This is a genomic window from Massilia sp. Soil_C_3 (assembly GCF_057657035.1).
This window is the reverse complement of the sequence record NZ_JBDGJG010000005.1, coordinates 12,880-35,715: the sequence shown is the minus strand read 5'-3', so window position 1 is coordinate 35,715 and position 22,836 is coordinate 12,880. Positions and strand designations below refer to the sequence as shown.

Here is a 22,836-nt window from a genome sequence, read left to right as displayed (position 1 = left end):
CGACGATTTCATGTCTCCAGACGAATACTGCCAGCAAAAGACCGTCCAAAGCGGCTCCAGTTTCTACTACAGCTTCCTGTTCCTCCCGCCCGAGCGCCGGCGTGCGATCACGGCGCTGTACGCCTTCTGCCGCGAGGTCGACGACACCGTCGACGAGGCCACCGACGGTTCGGTGGCGCGCATCAAGCTGGCCTGGTGGCGCACCGAGGTCTCGAAGATGTACTCGGGCACCCCGACCCACCCCGTGATGCTGGCCCTGCAGCCGCACATCGCCACCTATAAACTGGAAGAGAAACACCTGCTGGCAATCGTCGACGGCATGGAGATGGACCTCGACCAGAGCCGCTACCTCGACTACCCCGGCCTGCAGCGCTATTGCTGGCACGTGGCGGGCGTGGTGGGCATCCTGTCGGCCAGCATCTTCGGCTACACCAACCCGCAGACCCTGGCCTATGCCGAAAAGCTCGGCCTGGCCTTCCAGCTGACGAACATCATCCGCGACGTCGGCGACGATGCGCGCAAGGGCCGCATCTACCTGCCGGTCAACGAGCTGCAGCAGTTCGGCGTCACCGCCAACGACCTGCTCAAGCTGCAGCACAGCGACAAGTTCGAGGCGCTGATGCGCTTCCAGGCCGAGCGCGCGCAAGCCATCTATGACGAGGCCCTGGCCCTGCTGCCGAAAGAGGACCGGCGCGCCCAGCGCCCCGGCCTGATGATGGCCGCCATCTACCGCACGCTGCTGGACGAGATCCAGCGCGACGGCTTCCACGTGCTCAACCAGCGCATCTCGCTCACGCCGCTGCGCAAATTGTGGCTGGCGTGGAAGACCTATGTCCGCACCTAAGCTGCACGTCGCCGTTGCCGGCGGCGGCTGGGCCGGCTGCGCGGCGGCGGTGGAGCTGGCGCGCCAGGGCTGCCAGGTAACCCTGTACGAGGCCGCCCGTAGCCTGGGCGGCCGCGCGCGCGGCGTCGAGGTGCGCGGCATGGCCCTGGACAACGGCCAGCACATCCTGCTGGGCGCCTACCGCGAATCGCTGCGCCTCATGAAACGGGTGGGCGTCGACGAAAAAACCGCTTTCCTGCGCCTGCCGGTGCAGATGCGCTATCCCGAGGGCGGCGACGGCATGGATTTCGCCGCGCCACGCCTGCCTGCGCCGCTGCACCTGGCGTTCGCCCTGCTGCGCGCAAAGGGCCTGGACCGCGACGACAAGCTGGCGCTGGCGCGCTTCAACAGCGCCGGGCGCTGGATGGGGTGGCAGCTGGACAACGACTGCACGGTGCTCGAGCTGCTGGAACGCTTCGACCAGACCGAGCGCCTGGCACGGCTGATGTGGCGCCCGCTGTGCGTCGCGGCCCTGAACACGCCGCCGGAACGGGCCTCGGCCAACGTATTCCTGGCCGTGCTGCGCGACAGCCTCGGCGCCCGCCGGCGCGCCGCTTCCGACATGTTGCTGCCGCGCCTGCCGATGGGGGCGCTGTTCCCGGAACCGGCCGGCGCCTGGCTCGAGCGCCAGGGTCAAGGTCATTCTGTACGCCTGGGCGTCAAGGTCGCGGGCATCCGGCGTGATAACGACGGCTGGCTGGTGGAATCCGGCGGCGATGCCCCGGCCGAGCGCTTCGACGCGGTGGTGCTGGCCACGCCGGCGCCGGTGAGCGCCGCGCTGCTGGCGGGGTTACCGGAAGCTGCGGAGGTGGCCGGCCAGCTGGAGGCCTTTAGCCACGAGCCGATCGCCACCTGCTACCTGCAATACGCGCCCGGCACGCGCCTGGCGCTGCCGTTCTACGCCCTGCTCGACGACCCTGCGGCAAACCGCTGGGGCCAGTTCGTGTTCGACCGCGCCCAGCTGGACTCGGCCCAGGACGGCCTGCTGGCGGTGGTGGTGAGCGCCGCCGCCGAGGCGGCGAGCCTGCCGCGTGAAGAGCTGGCAGCCGCCATCGCGTCCCAGCTGGCCCTGGACTTCGGACGCCCGGAACTGGCCACGCCGGCCTGGACCCAGCTGATCACCGAAAAACGCGCGACCTTCAGCTGCACACCCGGATTAGTGCGCCCAGGCAACGCCACCATCCTGCCCGGCCTGGTGCTGGCCGGCGACTACACGGCCAGCGACTACCCGGCTACCCTGGAAACGGCGGTGCGCAGCGGCCAGGCGGCGGCGACGGCCATCCGCGCCTACGGCGCCCTGCCCCGCGAAAAGCGCAGCCTGTCGCACGCCGATGGCGCCGCTTTCGGCGATTCCGTAAGGTAGCAGCATCGAAACCCGTCTTATGGAACTGACTATGAAACCGCGTCTCGGCCTGCACGCCGTTGCCATTCTTGCCATCGTGGCGCTGAGCACCCTGGTGCTGGTCAAGCCTGAGCTGATCGGCGGCTCGGCACATGCGACCGTCATGGCGATCGGCTCCATCCCGGCCCTCGGCCACCACTAGACGGAAAGCCACAAGCACATGGGGAAGCTGGAATACCTCGACGCGCTCAAGCGGGCCCTCATGGGCCTGCCGCCGGAGACCCAGGCCAGGACCCTGGCCTGGTACGAGCAGCGCTTCGTCGACGGCAGCACCGCCGGCCGGCCGGAACACGAGGTGGCCGCCGAACTGGGCGATCCACGCCAGGTCGCGGTGACCCTGCGCACCAGCGCGCACCTGGCCGACCTCAAGGACGCCAACAAGGACAAGAAACCGTCGGGCAATATCGCGCGCACGGTCGTCTCGGGCATTGGCCTGTTGATTTTCAATCTGTTCATGCTGATCCCGGCCGCGGTGTTCGCCTCGCTGCTGATGTCGCTATACCTGTCCGCCTTCGGCGTCTACGTCTCAGGCATCGCCGTGACCGCCAGTGGGCTGGCCGGCTCGAACGAGTTGATCCTGAGCGCCCCGCTGACCCGCATGGTGATCAGCGACGACGGCGAAGCGGTTGAATCGCAGACCCGGGTCACGATCGGCGCCAACGGCATCCACGTGTTCGACGAGCCGGCGCCTGGCGCCGACGACGGCGACCCCGAGGCCCGCACCCAGCGCGACGACCGCAACTCGCGCTTCATGCGCGGGGCCGAGGCGGTGGCGGAACGCAAGATCCAGATCACCACCGAGTTGGATCCCGGCTCGCGCACCACGCAGGTGGCCTTTGGCTGCGCGTTGATCCTGGGCGGCATTGCGCTATTCCTGCTGTCGATCGTGCTCACCAAATACACGCTGATGGGCATTCGCCGCTACGTGAACATGAACCTGTCGCTGCTGAAGGGATAAGGACACCATGCGCGCCTTGATGAGAATCGGATTCGCCCTGCTGCTGCTGGCCGCCGTGCTGGTGGCGCTGAGCTACAGCATGCTGCGCGCCACGGGCGTGAGCACCGCCGCAGAGCGCCGCGAAGTGGCGCAGGACCGGCGCAGCGTGCCCGCCGGCGTCGACATCGTCGAACTCGACGGCCCGATCGACCTGAACCTGCGCTATGGCGCCACGCCGTCGCTCCAGCTCAGCGGCGAGCAGCGCATGCTGGGCAATGTCGAAGTCCAGGGCGACGGCAATGTGCTGCGCATCGGCATCCGCGGCATGGTGCTGCGCCACCGCGAACCGCTGGTGGTCGACCTGACCTTGCCGGCCCTGAGCTCGGTACGGATCGACGGCAGCGGCGACAGCAGCATCAACGGCTTCTCGGGCGACGAGATTGCCGTCCAGCTCAACGGCTCGGGCAGCGTGCGCTTCAACGGACGCTTCCGCACTGCCAAGGCGAGCCTGACCGGCAGCGGCGACCTGGACGTGAACGGCGGCGCCGCCATGGACCGGGTCGAGACGCGCCTGATGGGATCGGGCCGCATTACGGTGGTGGGGACCGCGCGCGAGCTCGATGCCACCACTACCGGCTCGGGCCACCTCGACGCCGAGCACCTGCGGGCCGAGGAAGTCACGGTGAGCCAGAGCGGCTCGGGCGACAGCGCGGTGCAGGCGCGCAGCAAGGTGAAGGTGTCGCTCAGTGGCAGCGGGGATGTCGAGGTGTATGGCAATCCGGCCGAGCGCAGCATCAGCCGCGCCGGCAGCGGCAGCGTTAGTTACCACGATTAGAAGGCCGGGGCTGCGACCGAGGACTCGCGATAAATGGATGCGTCTATTTGTCACCTCGATGAGCTTGGGTATCCGAAAACTAAATAATTGCCATCTGCCTTTATGGAAGACTGTGGAGGGCTTAGGGGACGGATTAATGTCTGGTTTTAGCCGATAACGGCCCTTCAGACCAGCATAGCAGGTCATCGAGGCCGCAAAATCGCAGACTGTCACAACGGACCGGTTCCAACTCGAAGCCGACTCCCAACGGCTGAGCTGAACGGCGTGAGGCCGGATGGTTTAATGACGGGCATCAGGTGGAGTTACTGCCGCTAACACCTGAGAAAGCGCATCGAGATCTGCAGGCTTGACAAAGTAGTGATTAAATCCCACCTCCGTGGCCTGTTCCCGATCACGCAGCGTTCCGAAGCCCGTCAGGGCTATCAACACAGGCTGCAGAGAGGACATCTTCCGAATGTTGGTAGCAAGGTCATATCCGCTGCTTTCAGGCAGGCCGACATCAAGAATGCACACGTCTGGCGCCCATGATTTGAGCATTTCTAGCGTATCGCTCGCCGTGTGCGCAAGCGACACATGGTGTCCCATAGTCGACAGGAAAAACTGCAGCATTTCGGCTGCATCAATATTGTCGTCCACGACCAGGTTCGACAGGGCAGGATCGGCGACAGGCAGTTCAACAAGACGATAAAGGCTACGCCAATCCGGAAGAGCTTCGTTTGATGCCAGGGACGGTATACACGCTGTGAACCGACTGCCCCGGCCAAGGCCTTCACTGTGGCACGTAACTGTGTCGGCGGCTCTCGATGAGTGGACGCGCTTGTTCGATCGATGCATCGAGCACTAGTTTCATGTCGAGCGGGACCATATTCAATGTAATCTGCCCGCGTGATACACGGGACACGTCCAGCAGATCATCCACAAGCGCAGTCATGTGTTTGACCTGACGAATGATGAATTGGCTCGCTTTCTTTGCAGGGCCAGCCTCAAGTTTGCCTAGGGCCAACAACTCGACAGCGGCACTCACCGGCGCTAACGGGTTGCGCAGCTCGTGCGCTAGCATTGCTAAAACTCGTCCTTGCGGCGATCAACATCGCGCAGTGCCCCTTCCATGCGCTGCCTTTCGCTCACGTCGTGAAATACAATGACAGTACCGCCTGTCTTTCCGACCTCACCGGGAATTTCCGACTGGCGCATTTCAATCACATGCTCGATGCCATCACGCGCGCGAAGAACTTGCATCGTACGCGAAGGCGTACCGCTGATTTCGGTTTGAGCTGGCCCTTCGTACCCCGCACCGGTTCCATCCAGTCGCACAGTATCGAAAACCTGTTCGATGCGAAGCCCCTTGGCACCCTCCTGCGACCATCCTGTCAAACCTTGGGCCTGGCGGTTGACGTACTCGACCGCCCCCTCCCCGTCGAGCGAAATGTCTTGGACGACTGTACGCCTCCGAATCCGAGGCTAGCAAGAACAAGTTCTTCGAAAAATACATCGACCACACGAACCGGATTGTCCTCTGCCACATAGTCGTCCAGGGGCTCAGGAAGCAGCGTCCCTTGTCCGCGAGTTTCGCCTTCGATAAAGCGCTTCATTCGGCACCCCAGTGATGAGATACTTCCTCAACGTTTACCGAATCGGTTTCGTTTACATCGGCCTACGTTTTTACACAGCCTGGACCCGAAGCGGACGTTCGCGCTCTTAGCCCTGCCCAGCGATCAAATGCCGGCAGGCGTCAACGATATCGCCGATGCAGCTCTCTGCAGTAATCCCCAACGCCTCATGCCCATGCTGTTCATGTGCTATCGCTACGAAGGGCTCGAGTACAGGTGGGTAGCTCAGTTACGCAGCTATTGTTGCGATTAGCGCACAGCCTGTATCGGGATCTGTCGAGTGTTCTTGGCTCAATCTGGGCAGATTACTGCAGTAGCGACAGCACCATCGAGGACATGCTGTTGGTCTGCTTGAGCATCGCGGTGCTGGCTTGCATCAGCATCTGGCTGGACGTCATATTCGATGATTCGGCTGCATAGTCAACGTCGGTGATGCGGCCGGCCGCGACCTTGGTGTTGCTGCTCATGTTGGCCAGGTTGCGGTACGCGTGCTGAAGGCGGTTCGACGTCGCCCCCAGTTGCGAACGTACAGCGCCGACCGAATCAATTGCATTGTCCAGCCGGCCAATGGTGGGGTTGGCCCCGGCCAGCAGGGTGTTGCTGGGCATGTTGACGCCCCAGGTTCCGCCTCCGTACCTGACCGCGAAAACGATGAAGACAACCATTTGACCGATCGGACCGGAAACCCCCGACATGTCGAGCGTCGTGGTCTCGTTGTTCGAAGCGCCGGTCTGGAAGGTCAGTGCGGATTGCTGCAAGGCGCCCTGCACCAGCAGGGTCGAGCCGCCATAGGTCGTGTTGTACAGGACGTTATAAAGCTCCTCGGCCAGCTGGTCGAATTCCGACTGCATGGCAGTCTTGTCCGCCAAGGTCGACGAGGCATCCGCCGCCTGCGTGGCCAGGTCCTTCATCCGGATCAGCATGCCGCTGGCTTCTTCCAGCGCGCCTTCCGCCGTTTGCAGCATGGAGACCGCGTTCTGGGTATTGCGCATTGCAACAACCATGCCGCTGGTCTGTGCCTCCAGTCGGGTCGCGATCTGCAGGCCAGCGGCGTCGTCCATTGCCGAATTGATCCGGTAACCGGTCGACAAGCGGGTCATCGAGGTCGACAAGGACTTCTGATTTCGGCTGATGGCGCTCTGTGCGGACAGCGACGCTGCGTTGGTGTGAAGGCTCAACACGATTAGTATTAGTTCTTGGATCAGGGAATTCGGTTAGTGTTCCAGTACGTAACACCCTCACTAGTATAGTGGGAAAGAAGGTTTGCCGAAAAGAAAATTCCGTTACTTTGACGCCGTTATAACGACTTTCGTAAGCTTTGTATTAGTAGGGAATGTCTGTATATCAGTCCAGCTCAGTGTAGTCACTTGTTGCTGCCTGACCAACTATCGGTGCCCCCTGCGATTCGATTGTGCCTCAGCGCCGCACCGGCTCAGCCAGCACCGATAACGTCCGCTTTCGACCCAGGCTATGTAAAAACGCCCGGTGAGCGTGTTTTCAGGGGCCTCTTTACCACTTTAACCTCGCGAAAACGCCGTAGCGAGCGTTCTGAAAGGTCGAGTGTCGCAAGGTCGGTGTCAAATTCGCGTTCTTACACAGCCTGGGCCGGTAGCGGACGATCGGAGTAAATCGATATGCGCCGGCGCTACCTCAGGCGGCATTGGAAGTGGTACCTGGCACCCGACACCACCACTTCAAGTAAGCAGACGAGAACAAAGGCAGTATTAACAAACACGCGGCATCGAATATGCGTGGTTTATCATCTTTTCACGAGAGCTTCCGTCCGTCGCCGGTAGCACAAGGCCGAAATGGCGCAGCGTCGGACCTGTCGTCCAAGTAAGAAAGGTAGTTTGTCGGATACTCGGCAGGAAAGCGTGGCCGGACTCGGCCACCGCCACGATTGTCTAGAAACACCCCGCGGTCAGTCCTTTCAGCAGCCGGCCAGCTTCACCCGTTCCACCTCCAGCCCGAACAAGGGCCGCAATCGCGTACCGACCACATTACCGGCAAACGCCACCACCAGCCACAGCCAACCGTGCAGGCTGCCCGAGATGATGCCGCTGAAATAGGCGCCGATATTGCAGCCATACGCCAGGCGCGCGCCGTAGCCGAGCAGCAGTCCGCCAACCACTGCCGCGATCAGCGAACGCACTGGCAGCTTCCACACCGGCGCATAGCGGCCGGCCAGCGCCGCCGCCAGCATCGCGCCGAGCACGATGCCGATGTCCATCACCGAGGTCACGTCCTTCGAGATCGGTGCGGCCAGCGCGGCGGCATTGGCGCCGCTCGACCAGTAGGTCCAGCTGGCGACGTCGATGCCGGCCACCGATGCCGCCTTGGCGCCCCACAGCGCGAAGGCCGAGGTCACGCCCCACGGGCGGCCCGACAGGGCCAAGGTGGCGAAGTTGAGCACGACCAGCGCCAGCGCGCCGGCCACCAGCGGCCACGGGCCATACAGCCAGCGCGCGCCGCCGGACGACTGCGATTGCCCCGTGACCAGCCGACCGTGGCGGCGCTTCTCGACGACGACGGTGACGGCCGCGATCAAGGCAAATACGAACAGGTTGAGCGCCAGCGCCGGGGCCAGACCCAGTTCCCTCACCGCCGACAGCGGCGGCAGCTGAGGCATCGAAGTCCAGAACGGCATATGGGCGGTGCCGATCAGCGAGCCGACGATGAAGAAGATCAGCGTGACGATCATGCGCGTGCTGCCGCCGCCGACCGTGTACAGCGTGCCCGAGGCGCAACCGCCGCCCAGCTGCATGCCGATGCCGAAGATGAAGGCGCCGACGATGACGGACGTGCCGGCCGGCTGCACCAGCCCGGTGACCGGGTTGCCGAACAGCGTGCCGCCGGTCAGCGCCGGGAAGAACAGCACAACGCCAACCGCCAGCATCAGCATTTGCGCGCGCAGGCCTGCGCCACGGCCGTCGGCGATGAACACGCGCCAGGCCGAGGTGAAGCCGAACGCGGCGTGGTACAGGGCCACGCCGAGCAGCGCGCCGACCACGTAGAGCGCAGCCTGGCGCGGGCCGACGACCTGCGTCAGGTACCAGGCGCCGAGCACGATCAATACAAATGCGACGCCGAAGGGCCGCAGGTTGATGTCGGCGCGTCGTGCGCCGGACAAGGATGCAGAAATGGTCATGAGTATCGAAGAAGATGAGGCGGAACCCACTATTGTCTAACATCTTCACGTTCCGTGCAGGGCGGCGCCCGGTTTACAATGGCGGAATGGCCGTCATCAATCCTTTAGAAGTCGAATTCAGCGCAATCCGGGCCCAGGGTCCGGGTGGCCAGAATGTCAACAAGGTCTCGTGCGCCGTGCACGCACGTTTCGACATCGGCGCCTCGTCGCTGCCGCAGCACGTAAAGGAGCGCCTGCTGGCTTCCAGCGATGCCCGCATCACGCAGGAAGGCGTGCTGGTACTCAAGGCGCAGCAGTCGCGCAGCCTGGAGCAGAATAAGGAAGACGCCCTGCGCCGGCTGCAGGAACTGGTCGACAAGGCCTCGATCGTGCCGGTGATGCGGCGCCCCACCCGGCCGACGCGCGGCTCGCAGCTGCGGCGCCTGGACTCCAAGGCCCGCAGCAGCCAGACCAAGGCCTTGCGCGGCAAAGTCAGCGACTAATCTTGGCCTTTACGCCTGCAGCGCCGCGAACCAGGCCGCGTAAGGCGTGTTCGCCACCATCCGCCGGTTGAGATCCGGGGCGCCGTCGGTCCACCACACCGGCCCACGCTCTCCCAACGCGCGCTTGGCCGCGTCGACCGCCTGGCGCGCGGTCCGCTCGGCGTTGCCGTCGCGTGCCTTCAGCGCGGCGCTGACTTCCCGACGCGCCTTCATGAGCTGGTCGACCAGCTGCTGGCGCGCGTCCGGTGCCAGGTCGGGATTGCTGGTTCGCCACAGGCGGCCCGAGACGACGAAATACCGACCGTCTGGCGTAGTGGGATATTTGTCGGGTGAAGGCATGGCTGCACTATACCCAAAGGGGCCGTGCGCAGCCGTTCGCTTCCGGCCAATGAATCAAGGCTGCAAGCCGTAGCGGTCGATGAAGCCTTTGACGCCGCCCGGATTGGCGGCCAGCCAGGCGTGCAGCGCCGGCCGATAGGACTGACGGAACATGAGCAGCAGGATCGCCGGCTCCAGCTTCCCATCCTTTGCCAGCGCCTGCATCTGCAGCAAGGCGGGGTCGGTCACACCCAGGCCATCAAGCGCCTTGGTCTCGTCCATCACCTTCAGGGCGGTGCGCCACGCGCCCAGTTCGATCTCGTACGGCGACTTGCTGCCGGCGTTCTCGGACTGGCGCTGGTTGGACTCGCTGATACCGAGCAGGAGCCGGATCGCATAATTCGGGGTATCGGCCTGACCGGCGGCCGACTCGTCGACATGGAGCGTGTACTTGCCGTCCGCCCCCTGCACTACGCGCACGCCGCGCCGGAACGCCAGCGGCTTCAATGGCAGGCCGGCCGCGGCGCGCAATCTGGCCAGCTTGCCCCAGCTCGGGCGCTGCGATGGATCGGCCGTGATCGACGCATACAGGGCTGCTTCGGCCGGCGCGCGCTGGCCTTGCGCCAGCAAGGCATCGGACAGGAAGCGCCACGCCTGCGCATTATGCGGTTCAATCTCGGTGGCGCGCCGGAACAGCGCCTCGGCGCGCGGCCAGTCGCCCTGAACGAAGTAACAGTCCGCGGCGCCCACCCAGGCGCTCGACGCCTTCGGGTCGGCCTCCATCGCAGCTTCGTACTTGAGCAGGGCTTCCTTCGGCTTGCGCTGCGCGAACAACGCCGAGCCTTCGGCCAGAAGCTTCGCGGCGCGGGGATTCGGCGTGTGCAGGGGCGAGGCACCGTCGTCGTCCAGCATACGCAAGACCTCGTGCGCGATCGGATCGTCGGCGGCAAGCGCGGTCGCGCGCTCGGCCAGCGCGCGCGCCGTCTGGCGCGCCTGCGCCGCCTTGTCTTTCGGGGCCACGCTGGACAGTTTGAAGATCAGGCCGGCCTGCAGCGACACCGGCAGCGAGGATTGCGGATCGGCCTTTTCGGCCGCCCGGTACTTGTCCAGCGCCTCCTGATATTTGCCTTGCCCCTCGAGCACGTGGGCGTCGCGCACCAGCGTGTGGCATGGTTCGCCGCACTGCATGGCGGCCGATGCCGCCGTGTGGAAGAAGGCCAGTAGCGCGGTGACTGTCAGAACGCGAATCGATGTCATGGGAGGGCCCGGCGACAAAAGCCCATACTACCGCGCCGCCTGGCCCCCGTTGCTCACCGAATGTCACGCGTCGTACTTGCCCGTCATGCGATCCCACCCATGACGCACGGCCGACTTCATTTTCTCCCAGGTCGAGACGCCGCCATGGCGCGAATCCCAGTCGGTACGCAGTTCAGGCTCGATCTCTTCCCACTGGCGGCCCACATACCTGCCGCTGCCCGCGATCTGCGAACCGTAGAGATAGGCCGGCGCATAATCGTCATATGCGCCGCCGCTCGCGCCGTAGGTCAGCTTGAAGTGCTCGCGATAATAGATGTCGTCGTCACTCATGGCCGCGCCAAGCCGCTCCACGTCCACCTCGGTGTGGCGCACCGTATCGTCGATCTGCTGCTGGCGGTCGCTGACCTGCTTGCCGATCGAGACTTCCTCGGTGATGCGGGCGGATTTCTCGACCACGGCTTCCTCGGCGCTCTCCCGCATCTCGATGGTCTGTTCCCGAAACGCCGCGGTGTCGCTCGGACTGATCGGCTGGTCCACCTTGCGCCGCTGGACGTCGACGTGTTCTTCGCGCAGGCCGATGGTTTCGTGCACCGGGGTCTCGACGATGCGCGAGAAGATTCGCATGCCGCCGCGCTGGACTTCGCGCTTGCCGACCCGCAGCTGCTCTTCGACCACCGGGATGGTCGCGCTGGCCGAGGTGTCGCGCTGCATTGCCGCGCCCGCGGTGGCGCCCTGGCGCGGGCCGGACGCCGACTGGGCCGACAAAGTCCCTCCCTGCATCGTGCCCTGCCTCGAACCGGCGCCGCCCGTCAGCAGCGCGCCCGGCGTGGCGACGCCATCCGAATGCTCGTCGATGTCGACCGGCCCGAAGGCTTCGACGACGTCGGCGGCGCGCTCGACCTCAGGCAGCGAATCGGCGCTCAGCGTCACCACGTGCTGGCCACGCGCGAGCGCGCCTTCGTAGCGGCTCGCGTGGTGCTTGTGCTCGTCGCCGAACAGGTCCTGGAAGAAGTGCTTGATGCCTTTACCCTTGCCTTCGGCAGTAGTGGCGCTGCCGGCAGTGGCATTGGCCTCGGACAGCCGCACGCTCTCGCGGCTGAAACCGGTAGACAGCAGCTGGTCGTACGCGCTTTGCGCGTCGGTGCGGTTGTCGAAAACCGCGACTAGCGTATGGTGCATGATGTCTCTCCTTGGGTGATGACTTCAGGCACCCTGGTCGCCGGCCTCGTCGAAACGCTCGACCTCGACCCGCTCCGCCTTGAGCGAAACGGTATCAAGGTGACGCTCCTCGTGCCTGACCCGGGTGATGTGCAGTTCTTCCTTGATGCGGACCTTGCGCTCGACCACCAGCACCTCTTCGAGCACGGGAACGACCAGGGTGTCGCCCTCGTAGTGCTGGCCTGGCGCCTCGCCGGCGCCGACGATGCGGTCGACCGGGACGTGTTGAACGCGCAGCTCTTCGCGCAGCAGCCGCTCGTCGATGGTGACGGGATGTTCGGTGACGGTCTTGTGGACACGCACGCCGCGGCCGGTATCGACCACGCGGGTGCCGACCGCGAGCTGTTCCTCGACGACAGGAATGCGCACGGGCTCCTGTTCGCTCGACTCGGTAGGCGTGCTGGACATGGTCCGCTCCTGGGCAAGGCTGCGAGAAGAACGATCCAGCCTACGCCAATCCACGAACGGCATGCGCACTGTTGGCGTTCAATACTGGCGGGCAGCTGAACGGACAGCGTCGCCCGGTCAAGCGCCTTCGCTCGCGGCTGCCAGCCAGCTCAGCGCATCGCGTCCCGCAGCGCGCCCGCTGGCGAAGCAGGCGGTGAGCAGGTAGCCGCCGGTCGGCGCCTCCCAATCGACCATCTCGCCCGCCACGAAGGTTCCCGGCAGCTCGGCCAGCATCGCGGTGCGATCCGCCAGCGCGTCGAAGCGCACACCGCCGGCGCTGCTGATCGCCTCGTCGATCGGGCGCGCACGCAGCAGCTTGAGCGGCAGACGCTTGATGCCGGCGGCCAGGCGCGCAGGGTCGGCATAGTCTTCGCGCGACAGGCATTCGTGCAGCAGTCCGGCCTTGACACCCTTGATGCCGAGCCGGCTTTGCAGATGGCTGGACATCGAGCGCGAGCCGCGCGGGCGCGTCACTTCGTCGAACACCCGCTCGGCGTCGTGGTCGGGCGCCAGGTCGAGCCAGAGGGTGGCGACACCAATGCGCGCGATCTCGTCGCGCAGCGGCGCCGACAGCGCGTACACCAGGCCGCCCTCGACGCCGCCCCCGGTGATGACGAACTGGCCCTTGCGCCAGGCGATCCTGCCATCCTGGTCCTGGCAACCGGCAGCCACCGTGAGCAGGGGCGCACCGGCGTAGCGGCTGCTGAAATGCTCGCTCCAGCCCACGTCGAAGCCGCAGTTGGCGGGTGCCAGCGGGGACAGCGCAATTCCACGTTCGGCCAGCAGCGGCTGCCAGGCGCCGTCCGAGCCGAGGCGCGCCCAGCTGGCGCCGCCCAGCGCCAGGATCGTGGCGTCGGCCTCGACCAGCCGCTCGCCTTCCGGCGTGGCCAGGCGCAGCCGGCCATCCTGCCAGCCCAGCCAGCGATGGCGCATGTGGAAGCGCACGCCGGACTCGCGCAGGCGGTGCAGCCAGGCGCGCAGCAGCGGGGCCGCCTTCATCTCGAGCGGGAAGACCCGGCCCGAGGTGCCGACGAAGGTCTCGATGCCGAGCTCGTGGATCCAGGCGCGTACGGCGTCGGCGTCGAAGCCTTCCAGCCAGCGCGCCACCTCATCCTGCCGCGCGCCATATCGCCGCACGAAATCGGGATAGGGTTCGGAATGCGTGATATTCATGCCGCCCTTCCCCGCCAGCAGGAACTTGCGGCCCACACTTGCCATCGCATCGTAGACGTCGACCTGCGCGCCACCCTGCGCCAGCACCTCGGCCGCCATCAGTCCGGCGGGGCCGCCGCCGATCACGGCGACACGCTTGGAGGATAGTGGAGACTGGGTCATGACGGTGCGGGGTGCGGAAGGAAGGACCAGCATTGTAGTCGAGTTCGGGCAGCGAAAGAGGATGTAAAGGATGCTTGACACGGCGTTCCTTCACGCCTACGATGTAAAGCATCCTTTACTCCACGAGGGCTGGACCATGAAGACGAACACACATGAAAAACGGGTCGGCAAGGCTTACCTGCGCGAACTGGGCATTTCCTTCGCGGTGTACGCGATCCTGCTGGTGGCGACGATCCTGTACGGCCGGCCGATGGAAGAAGGCGTGCTGCGCACCGTCGTCCTGCTGTCGCCGATGCTGGGATTTTGCCTCATGCTGTGGGCCATCGCGCGCCACCTGGACCGGGTCGACGAGTACGCGCGCCGCTTCCTGCTCGAATCGTTCGCGCTGGCCGCCGCGCTCACCGCCGGGCTCACCTTCAGCTACGGCTTCCTCGAGACCGCCGGCTATCCGCGCCTGTCGATGTTCGCGGTCTGGATGGTGCTCGGGGCGACCACCGCCCTGGTCTGCACGGTGCGGGCGCTGCGCCAGCGATGAAGAACCGCATCCGCGAACTGCGGGCCGAGCACGGCTGGAGCCAGGCCGACCTGGCCGAACGCCTGGACGTCTCGCGCCAGAGCATCAACGCGATCGAGACCGGGCGCTACGATCCCAGCCTGCCGCTCGCCTTCGCCATTTCACGGTTGTTCGGCCTGCCGGTCGAAGCCATCTTTTCCCCCGATCAGGAGACCGCATGAAAAAAGCTTCCCTGTTGTTTGCACTCGCCGCACTGGTTGCCGGCGCCGCCTCCATCGCCCAGGCCCAAGTACAGGCAACGCCCCCGACTGCGCCGGCTGCCAACCGTTTCGCCGCCACCATCGAACCGGCCGAGCGCTTCGAATCCGGCGGCCTGCTGGTCGAGCGCCACGGCAGCCGCGGCCGGCCCGTGATCCTGGTGCCCGGGCTGGCCAGCGGGCCCTGGGTGTGGCAGGAAACGATCCGCCAGTTCAAGGACGAGTTCACGCTGTACGTGGTCACCCTGCCCGGCTTCGATGGCCGTCCGGCGCCAAGCGCCACGTCCGACTGGGCGCCTTTCGAAGGCGCGCGCGCCGCCCTGCGCGGACTGATCGCCGAACGCAAGCTCGACAAGCCGGTCATCATCGGCCACAGCCTGGGCGGCACACTGGCCTATGCCGTGGCCCAGGACCTCGGCAACGGCATCGGCGGAGTGGTGGCGCTGGACGGCCTGCCGGTCTTCCCCGGCACCGAGAACATGCCGCCGCAGCAGCGCCCGCAGGCGGCGATCAATGTGCGCAACCGCATGGCGACCAGCCGGCCGGATGCCTATGCCGCCGAGCAGCGCCAGTATATGCGCGGCCAGGGCGTGCTCGACATCGGCAAGGCCGACGACATCACGCCGCTGCTGCTGCGCAGCGATCGCGAGGCGGTGGGCGCCTACGTGGCCGACCTGCTGGCGCTCGACCTGCGTCCTGGCCTGTCTAAAATCACTGCCCCGGTGCTGGTCGTGGCGCCGTTTTACCAGTACGATGCGGCTCAGGATGCGCTGACGGTGAACGACAAGGTCGAGCACTACCGGATGCTGGTCGAAGGGATTCCCTCGGTCGAGGTGGCGCCGATTGCGCCGTCGCGCCACTTCCTGATGATCGACCAGCCGCTGGCGCTGGCCGGCATCCTGCGCCGTTATCTCGACCGCCGTTGAAAGGAGTAGTCCCCATGCGTCCAGTCACCCATTGGATCGGCCAATACCTGCTGGCCGCCGGCACCATGTTCCTGCTGTTGTGTGCAATCGACCTGATGCGCGGCGACAGCCTGGCCGCCACCTGGGGCCCGACCCTGGCCTGGTCGCTTGCCGCGGCCGCCATTTTCGTCGCTGCGCGCTGGCGTTCGGCCAGTCAGGCGATCACCGACAAGAGGCGCTGATTAGCACACGACAAGCAAATTCTCCAGGATGAATCAAGGCCGGTTCCACCGGCCTGCGCGATACTGCCGCGTTGGCATCGGTGTACCTTAACTGCATGCCTTTGTCATAGCTGCAATATTCCGCTTGACATGCGGTGTAGCAGGAATATTCTTGTACACGCCAAGGTGAACGATGGCGCCCGCTCGACGAGGTTAGCCACGATTCACCCGGCAGTCCGTTAAAACATCTTGGAGGATGTATATGTCGGTAATCAACCGGTCGTTCACGACCCGCAGGGCAATGCTGGGCGCGATCGCGACCAGTCCGTTATGGATGCAGTCCGCCTGGGCGCAGGCCAGTAATCTCAGGATCTCGCACCAGTTCCCCGGCGGCAGCATCGCCCAGGGCGATTTTCGCGACCGGCTGTGCCGTATGTTCGCGGCCGAGGTCGAGAAGCGCACGCGCGGCGGCCTGAAGTTCTCGATCCACCCGGGGTCGAGCCTGATGCAGCCGAACGCCCAGTTCGGCGCCCTGCGCAGCGGCTCGCTCGACATGGCCCTGGTGCCGCTGTCGTATGCGGGCAGCGAGGCGCCGGAAGCGAATATCGGGCTGATGCCGGCGCTGGTCACGTCCTACGATCAAGGCTATGGCTGGAAGAACGCACCGGTCGGACGCGAGCTGTCGCGCATCCTGGGCGAGCAAGGCCTCGTGATCGTCAGCTGGATCTGGCAGGCCGGCGGCGTCGCTTCGCGCGGCGATCCGATCGTCAATCCCGAGGACGTGCGCGGCCTGAAGGTGCGCGGCGGCTCGCGCGAGATGGACATGCTGCTGCAGGACGCCGGCGCGACCGTCGTCAGCCTGCCGTCCAACGAGATCCACAAGGCCATGCGCAGCGGCGCGCTCGACGCCGCCCTGACGTCGTCGACGTCCCTGATGTCGTTCCGGCTGCAAGAGACGGCGCGCTCGCTGACCACGGCGCGTGGCGGCTCCTACTGGTTCATGTTCGAGCCGCTCTTGATGTCGCGCACCGTATTCGAGCGCCTGACCAAGCCGCAACAGGAAGCCATCCTCAAGGTCGGCGCCGACCTGGAGCAGTTCGCGATGAAGATGGCGCGCATCGACGATGCGGAGGTGGTGTCGGTCTATCGCGGCGTCGGCGCGCGCGTGGTCGACCTCAATCCCGAAGCCCTGCGCGGCTGGCAGTCGGTGGCGCGCAATACGGCGTGGAAGGATTTCGCGGCGCGTAACAGCAATTGCGCGAAATTGATGGCATTGGCCGAGGAGTCGATCGCCGCCTTGTGATGGAAAAGCCGGCCCCGTCGAACCTGGGCCGGCCCCTGTCAACCGCCGGTGACCGGCGGGAAAAACGCCACTTCGGCGCCCTCTATGACCGGCGTATCGGCGCCGCACATCACCTGGTTATGGGCCATGCGCACCGCGCGTTCCGGCGCCAGGGCCTCGGCCCACACACCGCCGCGTGCGCGCAGCAGTTCGCGCACCTGGCCCACCGTCGCGACTTCCGGCGCCAATTCCAGCTGTTCCTGCCCTGTACCCACTGCTTCGCGCAGCGCGGCGAAGTATTTCAAACTGATCTTCATGTCGCTCCTAATGCTGTGCTTCTAGTGCTGTAATTCGGCGAACGGGATGAAGCGCACCAGGTCGCCCGCGGCGATGCGGTTGCCGGCCGGGTTGTCGACCAGGCCGTCGCCCCATACCGTCGAAGTGAGCACGCCCGAGCTCTGGTTCGGGAACAGGTCCAGTCCCCCGCCCGCATTCAGGCGCGCGCGCAGGAATTCGTTGCGGCGGTCGCCCTTCGACAGCTCGAAGTCGGCGCGCACGGTATAACCCTGCGGCTCGACCTGGCCCGTCACGCCCTGCAGGCGCAGCAGGAAAGGCCGCACGAACAGCAGGAAGGTGACGAAGCTCGACACCGGATTGCCGGGCAGCCCTAAGAAGAATGCGGAACCACCGTCACGGCGTACTTCGCCGAACGCCAGCGGCTTGCCCGGCTTGACGGCGATCTGCCACATCGACAGGCGCCCTTGTGCTTCCACGGCGGGCTTGATATGGTCTTCCTCGCCCACCGAGACGCCGCCCGAGGTGATGATCATGTCGTTCTCGCGCGCCGCCTCGCGCAAGGTGGCGCGGGTCGCCTCCAGCGAGTCGGGCACGATGCCAAAGTCGCTGATCTCGCAGCCGAAGTTCTCCAGCAGGCCGCGCAGGGTGAATCGGTTCGAATTGTAGATCGCGCCGGGTTTCAGTCCTTCGGGCGGCACGTCGCCCGGCATGGTCAGCTCGTCGCCGGTGAAGAACACCGCCACCCGCAGGCGCCGGCGCACCGGCAGGCTGGCCAGGCCGACGGAGGCCGCCAGCCCGAGTTCCTGGCTGCGCAGGCGGCTGCCCGCCGGCAGGATCACGGCGCCCGAGCCGATGTCTTCGCCCTTGCGGCGGATCCACTCGCCGGCCCGCGGCGCATGGTGGATGGTGACGCTGTCGCCGACCGCCTCGGCCTGCTCCTGCATCACGACCGCATCGGCGCCCGGCGGAATCAGCGCGCCGGTAAAAATGCGCGCGGCCGTTCCAGGTTCCAGTTGCCGGCCAACGCTGCCGGCCGGGATGCGCTGGCTGACCTTCAGGGTGGCGCTGCCGCTCGCGCAGTCCTCCGCGCGCACGGCGTAGCCGTCCATCTGGGTGTTGTCGGCCGACGGCACGTCGATCGTCGCCAGCTGGTCTGCCGCCAGCACGCGGCCGTTGGCCTCGAGGGTCGGGATGGTTTCCACCTGCTCGACGGGCCGTGCGGCTTCGAGCAGGAAGTCGAGCGCCTCGCGCACCGACAGCATGGGGGCTTTGGGTACCGGTGCGTTCATCACAGCCCCGTGTGTTCGGCGATATAGGCCTTCATTCGGCCGACGTCGGCCGGCATGACCACGAAGCGCTGCGGCAGCGACTCGATGTCCTCGAAGCCGGCGGGACGCTCCGCGTCCTGGCCCAGCGCTTCGAGGATGGTTTCGTTGAACTTGGCCGCCAGCGCGGTCTCGAGCACGATCATCGGCACGCCCGGCTGCAGGTGTTCGCGCGCGACCTTGATGCCGTCGGCGGTATGGGTGTCGATCGTGATGCCGTAGTCGTCGGCGACGTCGCGGATCGTGGCCAGGCGGTCGGCATGGGTCGAGCGGCCCGACAGGAAGCCGAATTTGGCAACCGACTTGAACTCGTCGCCATCGCTGCCCGGCGCGCCGGACAGGTCGAACCCGCCATGGGTGTCGATCTTCCGGAACAGCGCATGGGTGCGATCGGCGTCGCGGCCCACCAGTTCATACACGAAGCGCTCGAAGTTCGAGGCCTTGGAAATGTCCATCGACGGGCTGCTGGTGTGGAAGGTCTCGGCAGGCTTTCTCACGCGATAAACGCCGGTGCGGAAGAATTCGTCCAGCACGTCGTTCTCGTTGGTGGCGGCCACCAGCTTGTCGATCGGCAGGCCCATCATGCGGGCGATGTGGCCGGCGCAGATATTGCCGAAGTTCCCCGACGGGACCGTGAACGACACTTTTTGATCGTTGCTGGTGGTAGCCAGCAGGTAACCGCGGAAGTAGTACACCACCTGGGCCACGACGCGCGCCCAGTTGATCGAATTGACGGTGCCGATCTTTTGGCGCGCCTTGAATTCGAGGTCGTTCGAGACCGCCTTGACCAGGTCCTGGCAATCGTCGAACACGCCATCCACCGCAATATTGAAGATATTCGGGTCCTGCAGGCTGAACATCTGGGCGGTCTGGAACGCGCTCATCTTCTTGTGCGGCGACAGCATGAACACACGCACGCCGCGCTTGCCGCGCATCGCGTACTCGGCGGCGCTGCCGGTGTCGCCCGAGGTGGCGCCGAAGATGTTCAGTTCATCGTTGTTCCTGGCCAGCGCGTATTCGAACAGATTGCCCAGCAACTGCATCGCCATGTCCTTGAAGGCCAGGGTCGGGCCGTTCGACAGCGCCTGCAGCACCAGCTTGCCCTGCGCGCCGTCTTCCAGCACGCGCAGCGGGGTGATGTCCGCGCTCGATTCGTCGGCGCGGGCATTGCGGTAGACCTCTGGCGTATAGGTGCGCGCGGTCAGGGCCTTCAGGTCGGCGTCGGGAATATCGGTGGCAAACTTGCGCAGGATTTCATAGGCCAGTTCGGCGTACGACAGCTTGCGCCATGCATCTAGTTCGGCGCCGGTCACCTGCGGGTACTCGGCCGGCAGGTAGAGGCCGCCGTCCGGGGCCAGGCCGCCTAGCAGGATGTCGGAGAATTGCTGGGGATTGCGTGCTGCGGACGCGCTGGTCGCGCGGGTGGACACATAATGCATACAGTTTGAAGATCCGGTTGGCTCACATTGAAACTTTATTATAGTGGGAGCAGGCGGAAATGTATGCTGTGCTGCAAAAAAGTTGTTTGGGTGAATAAAATTGGGTGGGGTGGTGTGCGCACTTGGATTCCCGCCTGCGCGGGAATGACGTGCATCTGCTAACAATGGGTTTTCGAGCGGCCTGGCTTCACCCTCCAGCCTGAAGACCGTCATTCCCGCGCAGGCGGGAATCCAAGGCCCTCGAGCAGCCACCACCCTATCAGCAAGCCGCGTGATTCACCGTCACCACATGAATCGCCAGCCCGCCGAGCGAGGTCTCCTTGTACTTGACCTGCATGTCCGCCCCGGTCTGGCGCATCGTCTCGATCGCGCTGTCCAGGCTCACGAAATGGGTGCCGTCGCCCTTCAGCGCCAGCGAGGCGGCGGTGAGAGCCTTGATCGCGCCCATGCCGTTGCGCTCGATGCAGGGAATCTGCACCAGGCCGCCGATCGGGTCGCAGGTCATGCCCAGGTGGTGCTCGATGCCGATCTCGGCCGCGTTTTCGATCTGCTCGTTGCTGCCGCCGAGCGCCGCCACCAGGCCGGCCGCCGCCATTGCACAGGCCACGCCCACTTCGCCCTGGCAGCCGACTTCGGCGCCCGAGATCGAGGCGTTCTTCTTGCACAGCATGCCGATTGCAGCGGAGGTCAGCAGGAAGTCGCGCACGCCGCGCTGCGGATCGATCGGCCGGCAATCCTCGGCGTAGTAGCGCAGCACCGCCGGGATGATGCCGGCGGCGCCATTGGTCGGGGCGGTGACGACCCGGCCGCCGGCCGCATTTTCTTCGTTGACGGCCATCGCGTACAGGGTTACCTGCTGCACTGCGTCATGCGGCAAGGCGTTCAGCGGTTGCTGTTGCGCTTGCTGCGCCTGCTTCCACAGGCCGGCGGCGCGGCGGCGCACGTCCAGGCCGCCCGGCAGGCGACCCTCGGTCACCAGGCCGTGGCAGATACACTCGCGCATCACGCGCCAGATATTGTCCAGGCCTGCGTCCAGTTCTTCGTCACTCATGCGCGTGCGCTCGTTGGCGCGCAGCATGTGCGGAATGGAGAGGCCATGACGGCGGCCATGCTCGAGCAGCTGGGCCATCGTGTCGAACGGGTACGGCACCGGCGCCGCAGCCGTCTCCGCCGCGCGCAACTGACTCTCGCCGGCCGCGGTAATAAAACCGCCGCCGACCGAATAATAGATGCGCTCGATGATGCTGCCGTCCTGCAGCTGCAGCACGAAGCGCATGCCATTCGGGTGTTCCGGCAAGGTCGAGGCCTTGTGCCAGACCAGGTGCGTTTTCGTGCTGAACGGCACGGGTTTCGTGCCCAGCAGGTGCAGCACGCCGTCGAGCTCCGCTTCGGCCAGCTTGTCCTCGACGGCGATCGGGTCGACGCCCTGCGGCGTCTCGCCCATCAGGCCGAGGATTACGGCCTTGTCGGTCGCGTGGCCGACCCCGGTCAGCGCCAGCGAGCCATACAGGTGGGCTTCGACGCCGACCGCCTGTTCCAGCATTCCGCTCTCGAGCAGGAAGCGGCGCGCGGCCACCATCGGGCCCACGGTGTGTGAACTCGACGGGCCGATGCCGATCTTGAACAGGTCGAAAACACTCATATCCATGCTTGTCTCACTTTTCGGTTCTTATAATGATTGCGGCCTGGCGCATCGAGGCGGCAGGCCGTTGGATGTGATCCTGGAGCAGCGATGCTCAGGCCGCGACGCCCAGGCCGACATCGATATTCTTCAGCATCGAATCGACCATCTCGTCGAGCTTGACGCGCGATTTCCAGCCCCAGTCGGCGCTCGCGCGGCTGTCGTCCAGGCTCTTCGGCCAGGAGTCGGCGATCTGCTGGCGGCTGTCCGGCTTGTAGTCGATGCGGAAAGCCGGCAGCGCCTTCGAGATCGCGGCGGCCAGTTCGCGCGGGTTGAACGACACACCGGCCACGTTGTACGACGAACGGATGACGACCTGTTCGGCGGGCGCTTCCATCAGCTCGATGGTGGCGCGGATCGCGTCAGGCATGTAGATCATCGGCAGGGTCGTTTCCGGCCCCAGGAAGCACTCATAGGTCTCGCCGCGCAGGGCCGCGTGAAAGATCGCGATGGCGTAGTCGGTGGTGCCGCCGCCCGGAGGCGATTTATACGAGATGATGCCCGGATAGCGGATGCTGCGTACGTCGACGCCGTACTTGCTGTGATAGTACTCGCACAGGCGCTCGCCGGCCAGCTTGCTGATGCCATAGATCGTGGTCGGATCCATGATCGTGAACTGCGGCGTGTTCTCGCTCGGGGTGGTCGGGCCGAAGGCGGCAATCGACGACGGCCAGAACACCTTCAACGGCTTGCCCGCTTCGCCACGTTCGCGTGCGATCTCGAGGATGTTCAGCAGGCCGTCCATGTTCAGGCTCCAGGCCTTCAACGGCGCTTTTTCGCCGGTGGCCGACAGCATGGCGGCCAGCTGATAGACCTGGGTGATGCCTTCATCCGCCACCAGGCGCGCGAGGCTGTCCTTGTCCAGCACATTGAGCACGGTATAGCGTGCGGCGCCATACAGGTTCTTGTCGCCGATGTCCGAGGCGATCACGTTCTGCGCGCCGTGCTTGTCGGCCAATGCGCTGACCAGTTCACTGCCGATCTGGCCATTGGCGCCAATGATGAGGATGCGTTCCATGCTGTCGATTCCTTGCTTCTATGTA

Annotated in this window: 26 protein-coding genes and 1 pseudogene; 11 read left to right on the top strand and 16 right to left on the bottom strand. The window is 65.4% G+C overall.

All coding sequences use genetic code 11. From position 1 onward, the window contains the following. The first annotated feature begins 10 nt into the window (after positions 1-10). Genes hpnD through AC3A6F_RS10745 form a run of 5 tightly spaced genes read left to right on the top strand, consistent with a single transcriptional unit; the run spans position 11 to position 4,057 of the window. Positions 11-844 carry a presqualene diphosphate synthase HpnD gene (hpnD, locus tag AC3A6F_RS10765; RefSeq protein ID WP_320474342.1) on the top strand — a complete coding sequence of 278 codons (834 nt, stop codon included), beginning with the start codon at positions 11-13 and terminating at the stop codon, positions 842-844. Further along, a complete protein-coding gene (gene hpnE, locus AC3A6F_RS10760) occupies positions 831-2,246 on the top strand; it encodes a hydroxysqualene dehydroxylase HpnE (RefSeq protein WP_487680516.1) in 1,416 nt (471 codons plus the stop codon). Before hpnD ends, hpnE begins: the two co-directional genes overlap by 14 nt. Positions 2,247-2,277: 31 nt before the next feature. Further along, complete coding sequence (locus AC3A6F_RS10755; protein WP_183407322.1) at positions 2,278-2,427, top strand: hypothetical protein; 150 nt, start codon at positions 2,278-2,280, stop codon at positions 2,425-2,427. Between the two features lie 18 nt (positions 2,428-2,445). Beyond that, the gene (locus AC3A6F_RS10750; RefSeq protein WP_487680514.1) at positions 2,446-3,243 is read left to right on the top strand and encodes a DUF1700 domain-containing protein; all 798 of its coding nucleotides are present in this window, start codon (positions 2,446-2,448) and stop codon (positions 3,241-3,243) included. Between the two features lie 19 nt (positions 3,244-3,262). Next, a complete protein-coding gene (locus tag AC3A6F_RS10745) occupies positions 3,263-4,057 on the top strand; it encodes a head GIN domain-containing protein (protein WP_487680512.1) in 795 nt (264 codons plus the stop codon). Between the two features lie 279 nt (positions 4,058-4,336). On the opposite strand, the gene AC3A6F_RS10740 is transcribed toward AC3A6F_RS10745, so the two are convergent. The 6 genes and pseudogenes from AC3A6F_RS10740 to AC3A6F_RS10715 form a co-directional block, all read right to left on the bottom strand. Continuing rightward, positions 4,337-4,693: a response regulator gene (locus AC3A6F_RS10740; protein ID WP_487680510.1), complete on the bottom strand. Its 357-nt coding sequence runs from the start codon at positions 4,691-4,693 to the stop codon at positions 4,337-4,339. 133 nt (positions 4,694-4,826) lie between these two features. Then, on the bottom strand, positions 4,827-5,117 hold the full coding sequence (locus tag AC3A6F_RS10735; RefSeq protein WP_487680508.1) for a sensor histidine kinase: 291 nt from the start codon (positions 5,115-5,117) through the stop codon (positions 4,827-4,829). Between the two features lie 2 nt (positions 5,118-5,119). Continuing rightward, on the bottom strand, positions 5,120-5,431 hold the full coding sequence (locus AC3A6F_RS10730; protein ID WP_487680506.1) for a PAS domain S-box protein: 312 nt from the start codon (positions 5,429-5,431) through the stop codon (positions 5,120-5,122). A 47-nt stretch (positions 5,432-5,478) separates the two neighbouring features. Then, positions 5,479-5,649 (bottom strand): annotated as a pseudogene (locus tag AC3A6F_RS10725) (IS5/IS1182 family transposase); the annotation flags it as partial. A gap of 323 nt (positions 5,650-5,972) precedes the next feature. Further along, complete coding sequence (locus tag AC3A6F_RS10720) at positions 5,973-6,848, bottom strand: flagellin N-terminal helical domain-containing protein (protein ID WP_487680504.1); 876 nt, start codon at positions 6,846-6,848, stop codon at positions 5,973-5,975. Between the two features lie 749 nt (positions 6,849-7,597). Next, the gene (locus AC3A6F_RS10715) at positions 7,598-8,815 is read right to left on the bottom strand and encodes a YeeE/YedE family protein (RefSeq protein ID WP_487680502.1); all 1,218 of its coding nucleotides are present in this window, start codon (positions 8,813-8,815) and stop codon (positions 7,598-7,600) included. An 86-nt stretch (positions 8,816-8,901) separates the two neighbouring features. Between AC3A6F_RS10715 and arfB the strand changes: the two genes are divergently transcribed. After that, the gene (arfB, locus tag AC3A6F_RS10710; RefSeq protein ID WP_487680500.1) at positions 8,902-9,297 is read left to right on the top strand and encodes an alternative ribosome rescue aminoacyl-tRNA hydrolase ArfB; all 396 of its coding nucleotides are present in this window, start codon (positions 8,902-8,904) and stop codon (positions 9,295-9,297) included. A 9-nt stretch (positions 9,298-9,306) separates the two neighbouring features. Here arfB and AC3A6F_RS10705 read toward each other — a convergent pair whose 3' ends face one another. The 5 genes from AC3A6F_RS10705 to AC3A6F_RS10685 all read right to left on the bottom strand — a co-directional run bounded on the left by AC3A6F_RS10705 (position 9,307) and on the right by AC3A6F_RS10685 (position 13,872). Then, complete coding sequence (locus AC3A6F_RS10705; RefSeq protein ID WP_487680498.1) at positions 9,307-9,636, bottom strand: hypothetical protein; 330 nt, start codon at positions 9,634-9,636, stop codon at positions 9,307-9,309. A gap of 54 nt (positions 9,637-9,690) precedes the next feature. Further along, positions 9,691-10,872: a tetratricopeptide repeat protein gene (locus AC3A6F_RS10700; RefSeq protein ID WP_487680496.1), complete on the bottom strand. Its 1,182-nt coding sequence runs from the start codon at positions 10,870-10,872 to the stop codon at positions 9,691-9,693. Between the two features lie 63 nt (positions 10,873-10,935). Continuing rightward, the gene (locus tag AC3A6F_RS10695) at positions 10,936-12,051 is read right to left on the bottom strand and encodes a YsnF/AvaK domain-containing protein (protein ID WP_487680494.1); all 1,116 of its coding nucleotides are present in this window, start codon (positions 12,049-12,051) and stop codon (positions 10,936-10,938) included. 24 nt (positions 12,052-12,075) lie between these two features. Next, entirely contained in the window at positions 12,076-12,498 is a 423-nt protein-coding gene (locus AC3A6F_RS10690; RefSeq protein ID WP_487680492.1) for a DUF2382 domain-containing protein, read from the bottom strand. A gap of 117 nt (positions 12,499-12,615) precedes the next feature. Then, complete coding sequence (locus AC3A6F_RS10685; RefSeq protein ID WP_487680490.1) at positions 12,616-13,872, bottom strand: TIGR03862 family flavoprotein; 1,257 nt, start codon at positions 13,870-13,872, stop codon at positions 12,616-12,618. Positions 13,873-14,008: 136 nt separating this feature from the next. Between AC3A6F_RS10685 and AC3A6F_RS10680 the strand changes: the two genes are divergently transcribed. From AC3A6F_RS10680 to dctP, 5 genes are all read left to right on the top strand, one after another. Continuing rightward, positions 14,009-14,407 carry a hypothetical protein gene (locus AC3A6F_RS10680; RefSeq protein ID WP_487680488.1) on the top strand — a complete coding sequence of 133 codons (399 nt, stop codon included), beginning with the start codon at positions 14,009-14,011 and terminating at the stop codon, positions 14,405-14,407. Next, positions 14,404-14,607 (top strand): helix-turn-helix transcriptional regulator, encoded by a 204-nt coding sequence (locus tag AC3A6F_RS10675; RefSeq protein WP_123071259.1) that lies wholly within the window; start codon positions 14,404-14,406, stop codon positions 14,605-14,607. Before AC3A6F_RS10680 ends, AC3A6F_RS10675 begins: the two co-directional genes overlap by 4 nt. After that, positions 14,604-15,569 carry an alpha/beta fold hydrolase gene (locus tag AC3A6F_RS10670; RefSeq protein ID WP_487680486.1) on the top strand — a complete coding sequence of 322 codons (966 nt, stop codon included), beginning with the start codon at positions 14,604-14,606 and terminating at the stop codon, positions 15,567-15,569. Before AC3A6F_RS10675 ends, AC3A6F_RS10670 begins: the two co-directional genes overlap by 4 nt. Before the next feature lie 14 nt (positions 15,570-15,583). After that, positions 15,584-15,790: a hypothetical protein gene (locus tag AC3A6F_RS10665; protein WP_487680484.1), complete on the top strand. Its 207-nt coding sequence runs from the start codon at positions 15,584-15,586 to the stop codon at positions 15,788-15,790. Between the two features lie 241 nt (positions 15,791-16,031). Further along, positions 16,032-17,072, top strand: a complete 1,041-nt coding sequence (gene dctP / locus AC3A6F_RS10660) for a TRAP transporter substrate-binding protein DctP (RefSeq protein WP_487680482.1) — start codon at positions 16,032-16,034, stop codon at positions 17,070-17,072. 38 nt (positions 17,073-17,110) lie between these two features. On the opposite strand, the gene moaD is transcribed toward dctP, so the two are convergent. The 5 genes from moaD to AC3A6F_RS10635 form a co-directional block, all read right to left on the bottom strand. Beyond that, on the bottom strand, positions 17,111-17,368 hold the full coding sequence (gene moaD / locus AC3A6F_RS10655; protein ID WP_487680480.1) for a molybdopterin converting factor subunit 1: 258 nt from the start codon (positions 17,366-17,368) through the stop codon (positions 17,111-17,113). Positions 17,369-17,389: 21 nt separating this feature from the next. Then, positions 17,390-18,637 carry a molybdopterin molybdotransferase MoeA gene (locus AC3A6F_RS10650; protein WP_487680479.1) on the bottom strand — a complete coding sequence of 416 codons (1,248 nt, stop codon included), beginning with the start codon at positions 18,635-18,637 and terminating at the stop codon, positions 17,390-17,392. Next, positions 18,637-20,112: a threonine synthase gene (thrC, locus tag AC3A6F_RS10645; RefSeq protein ID WP_487680477.1), complete on the bottom strand. Its 1,476-nt coding sequence runs from the start codon at positions 20,110-20,112 to the stop codon at positions 18,637-18,639. The genes AC3A6F_RS10650 and thrC overlap by 1 nt, the downstream gene beginning before the upstream one ends. Before the next feature lie 259 nt (positions 20,113-20,371). Continuing rightward, positions 20,372-21,760, bottom strand: coding sequence for an L-serine ammonia-lyase (locus tag AC3A6F_RS10640; protein ID WP_487680475.1), 1,389 nt, complete (start codon positions 21,758-21,760; stop codon positions 20,372-20,374). 88 nt (positions 21,761-21,848) lie between these two features. Continuing rightward, on the bottom strand, positions 21,849-22,811 hold the full coding sequence (locus AC3A6F_RS10635; protein WP_487680473.1) for an NAD-dependent epimerase/dehydratase family protein: 963 nt from the start codon (positions 22,809-22,811) through the stop codon (positions 21,849-21,851). Between the last annotated feature and the right edge of the window lie 25 nt (positions 22,812-22,836).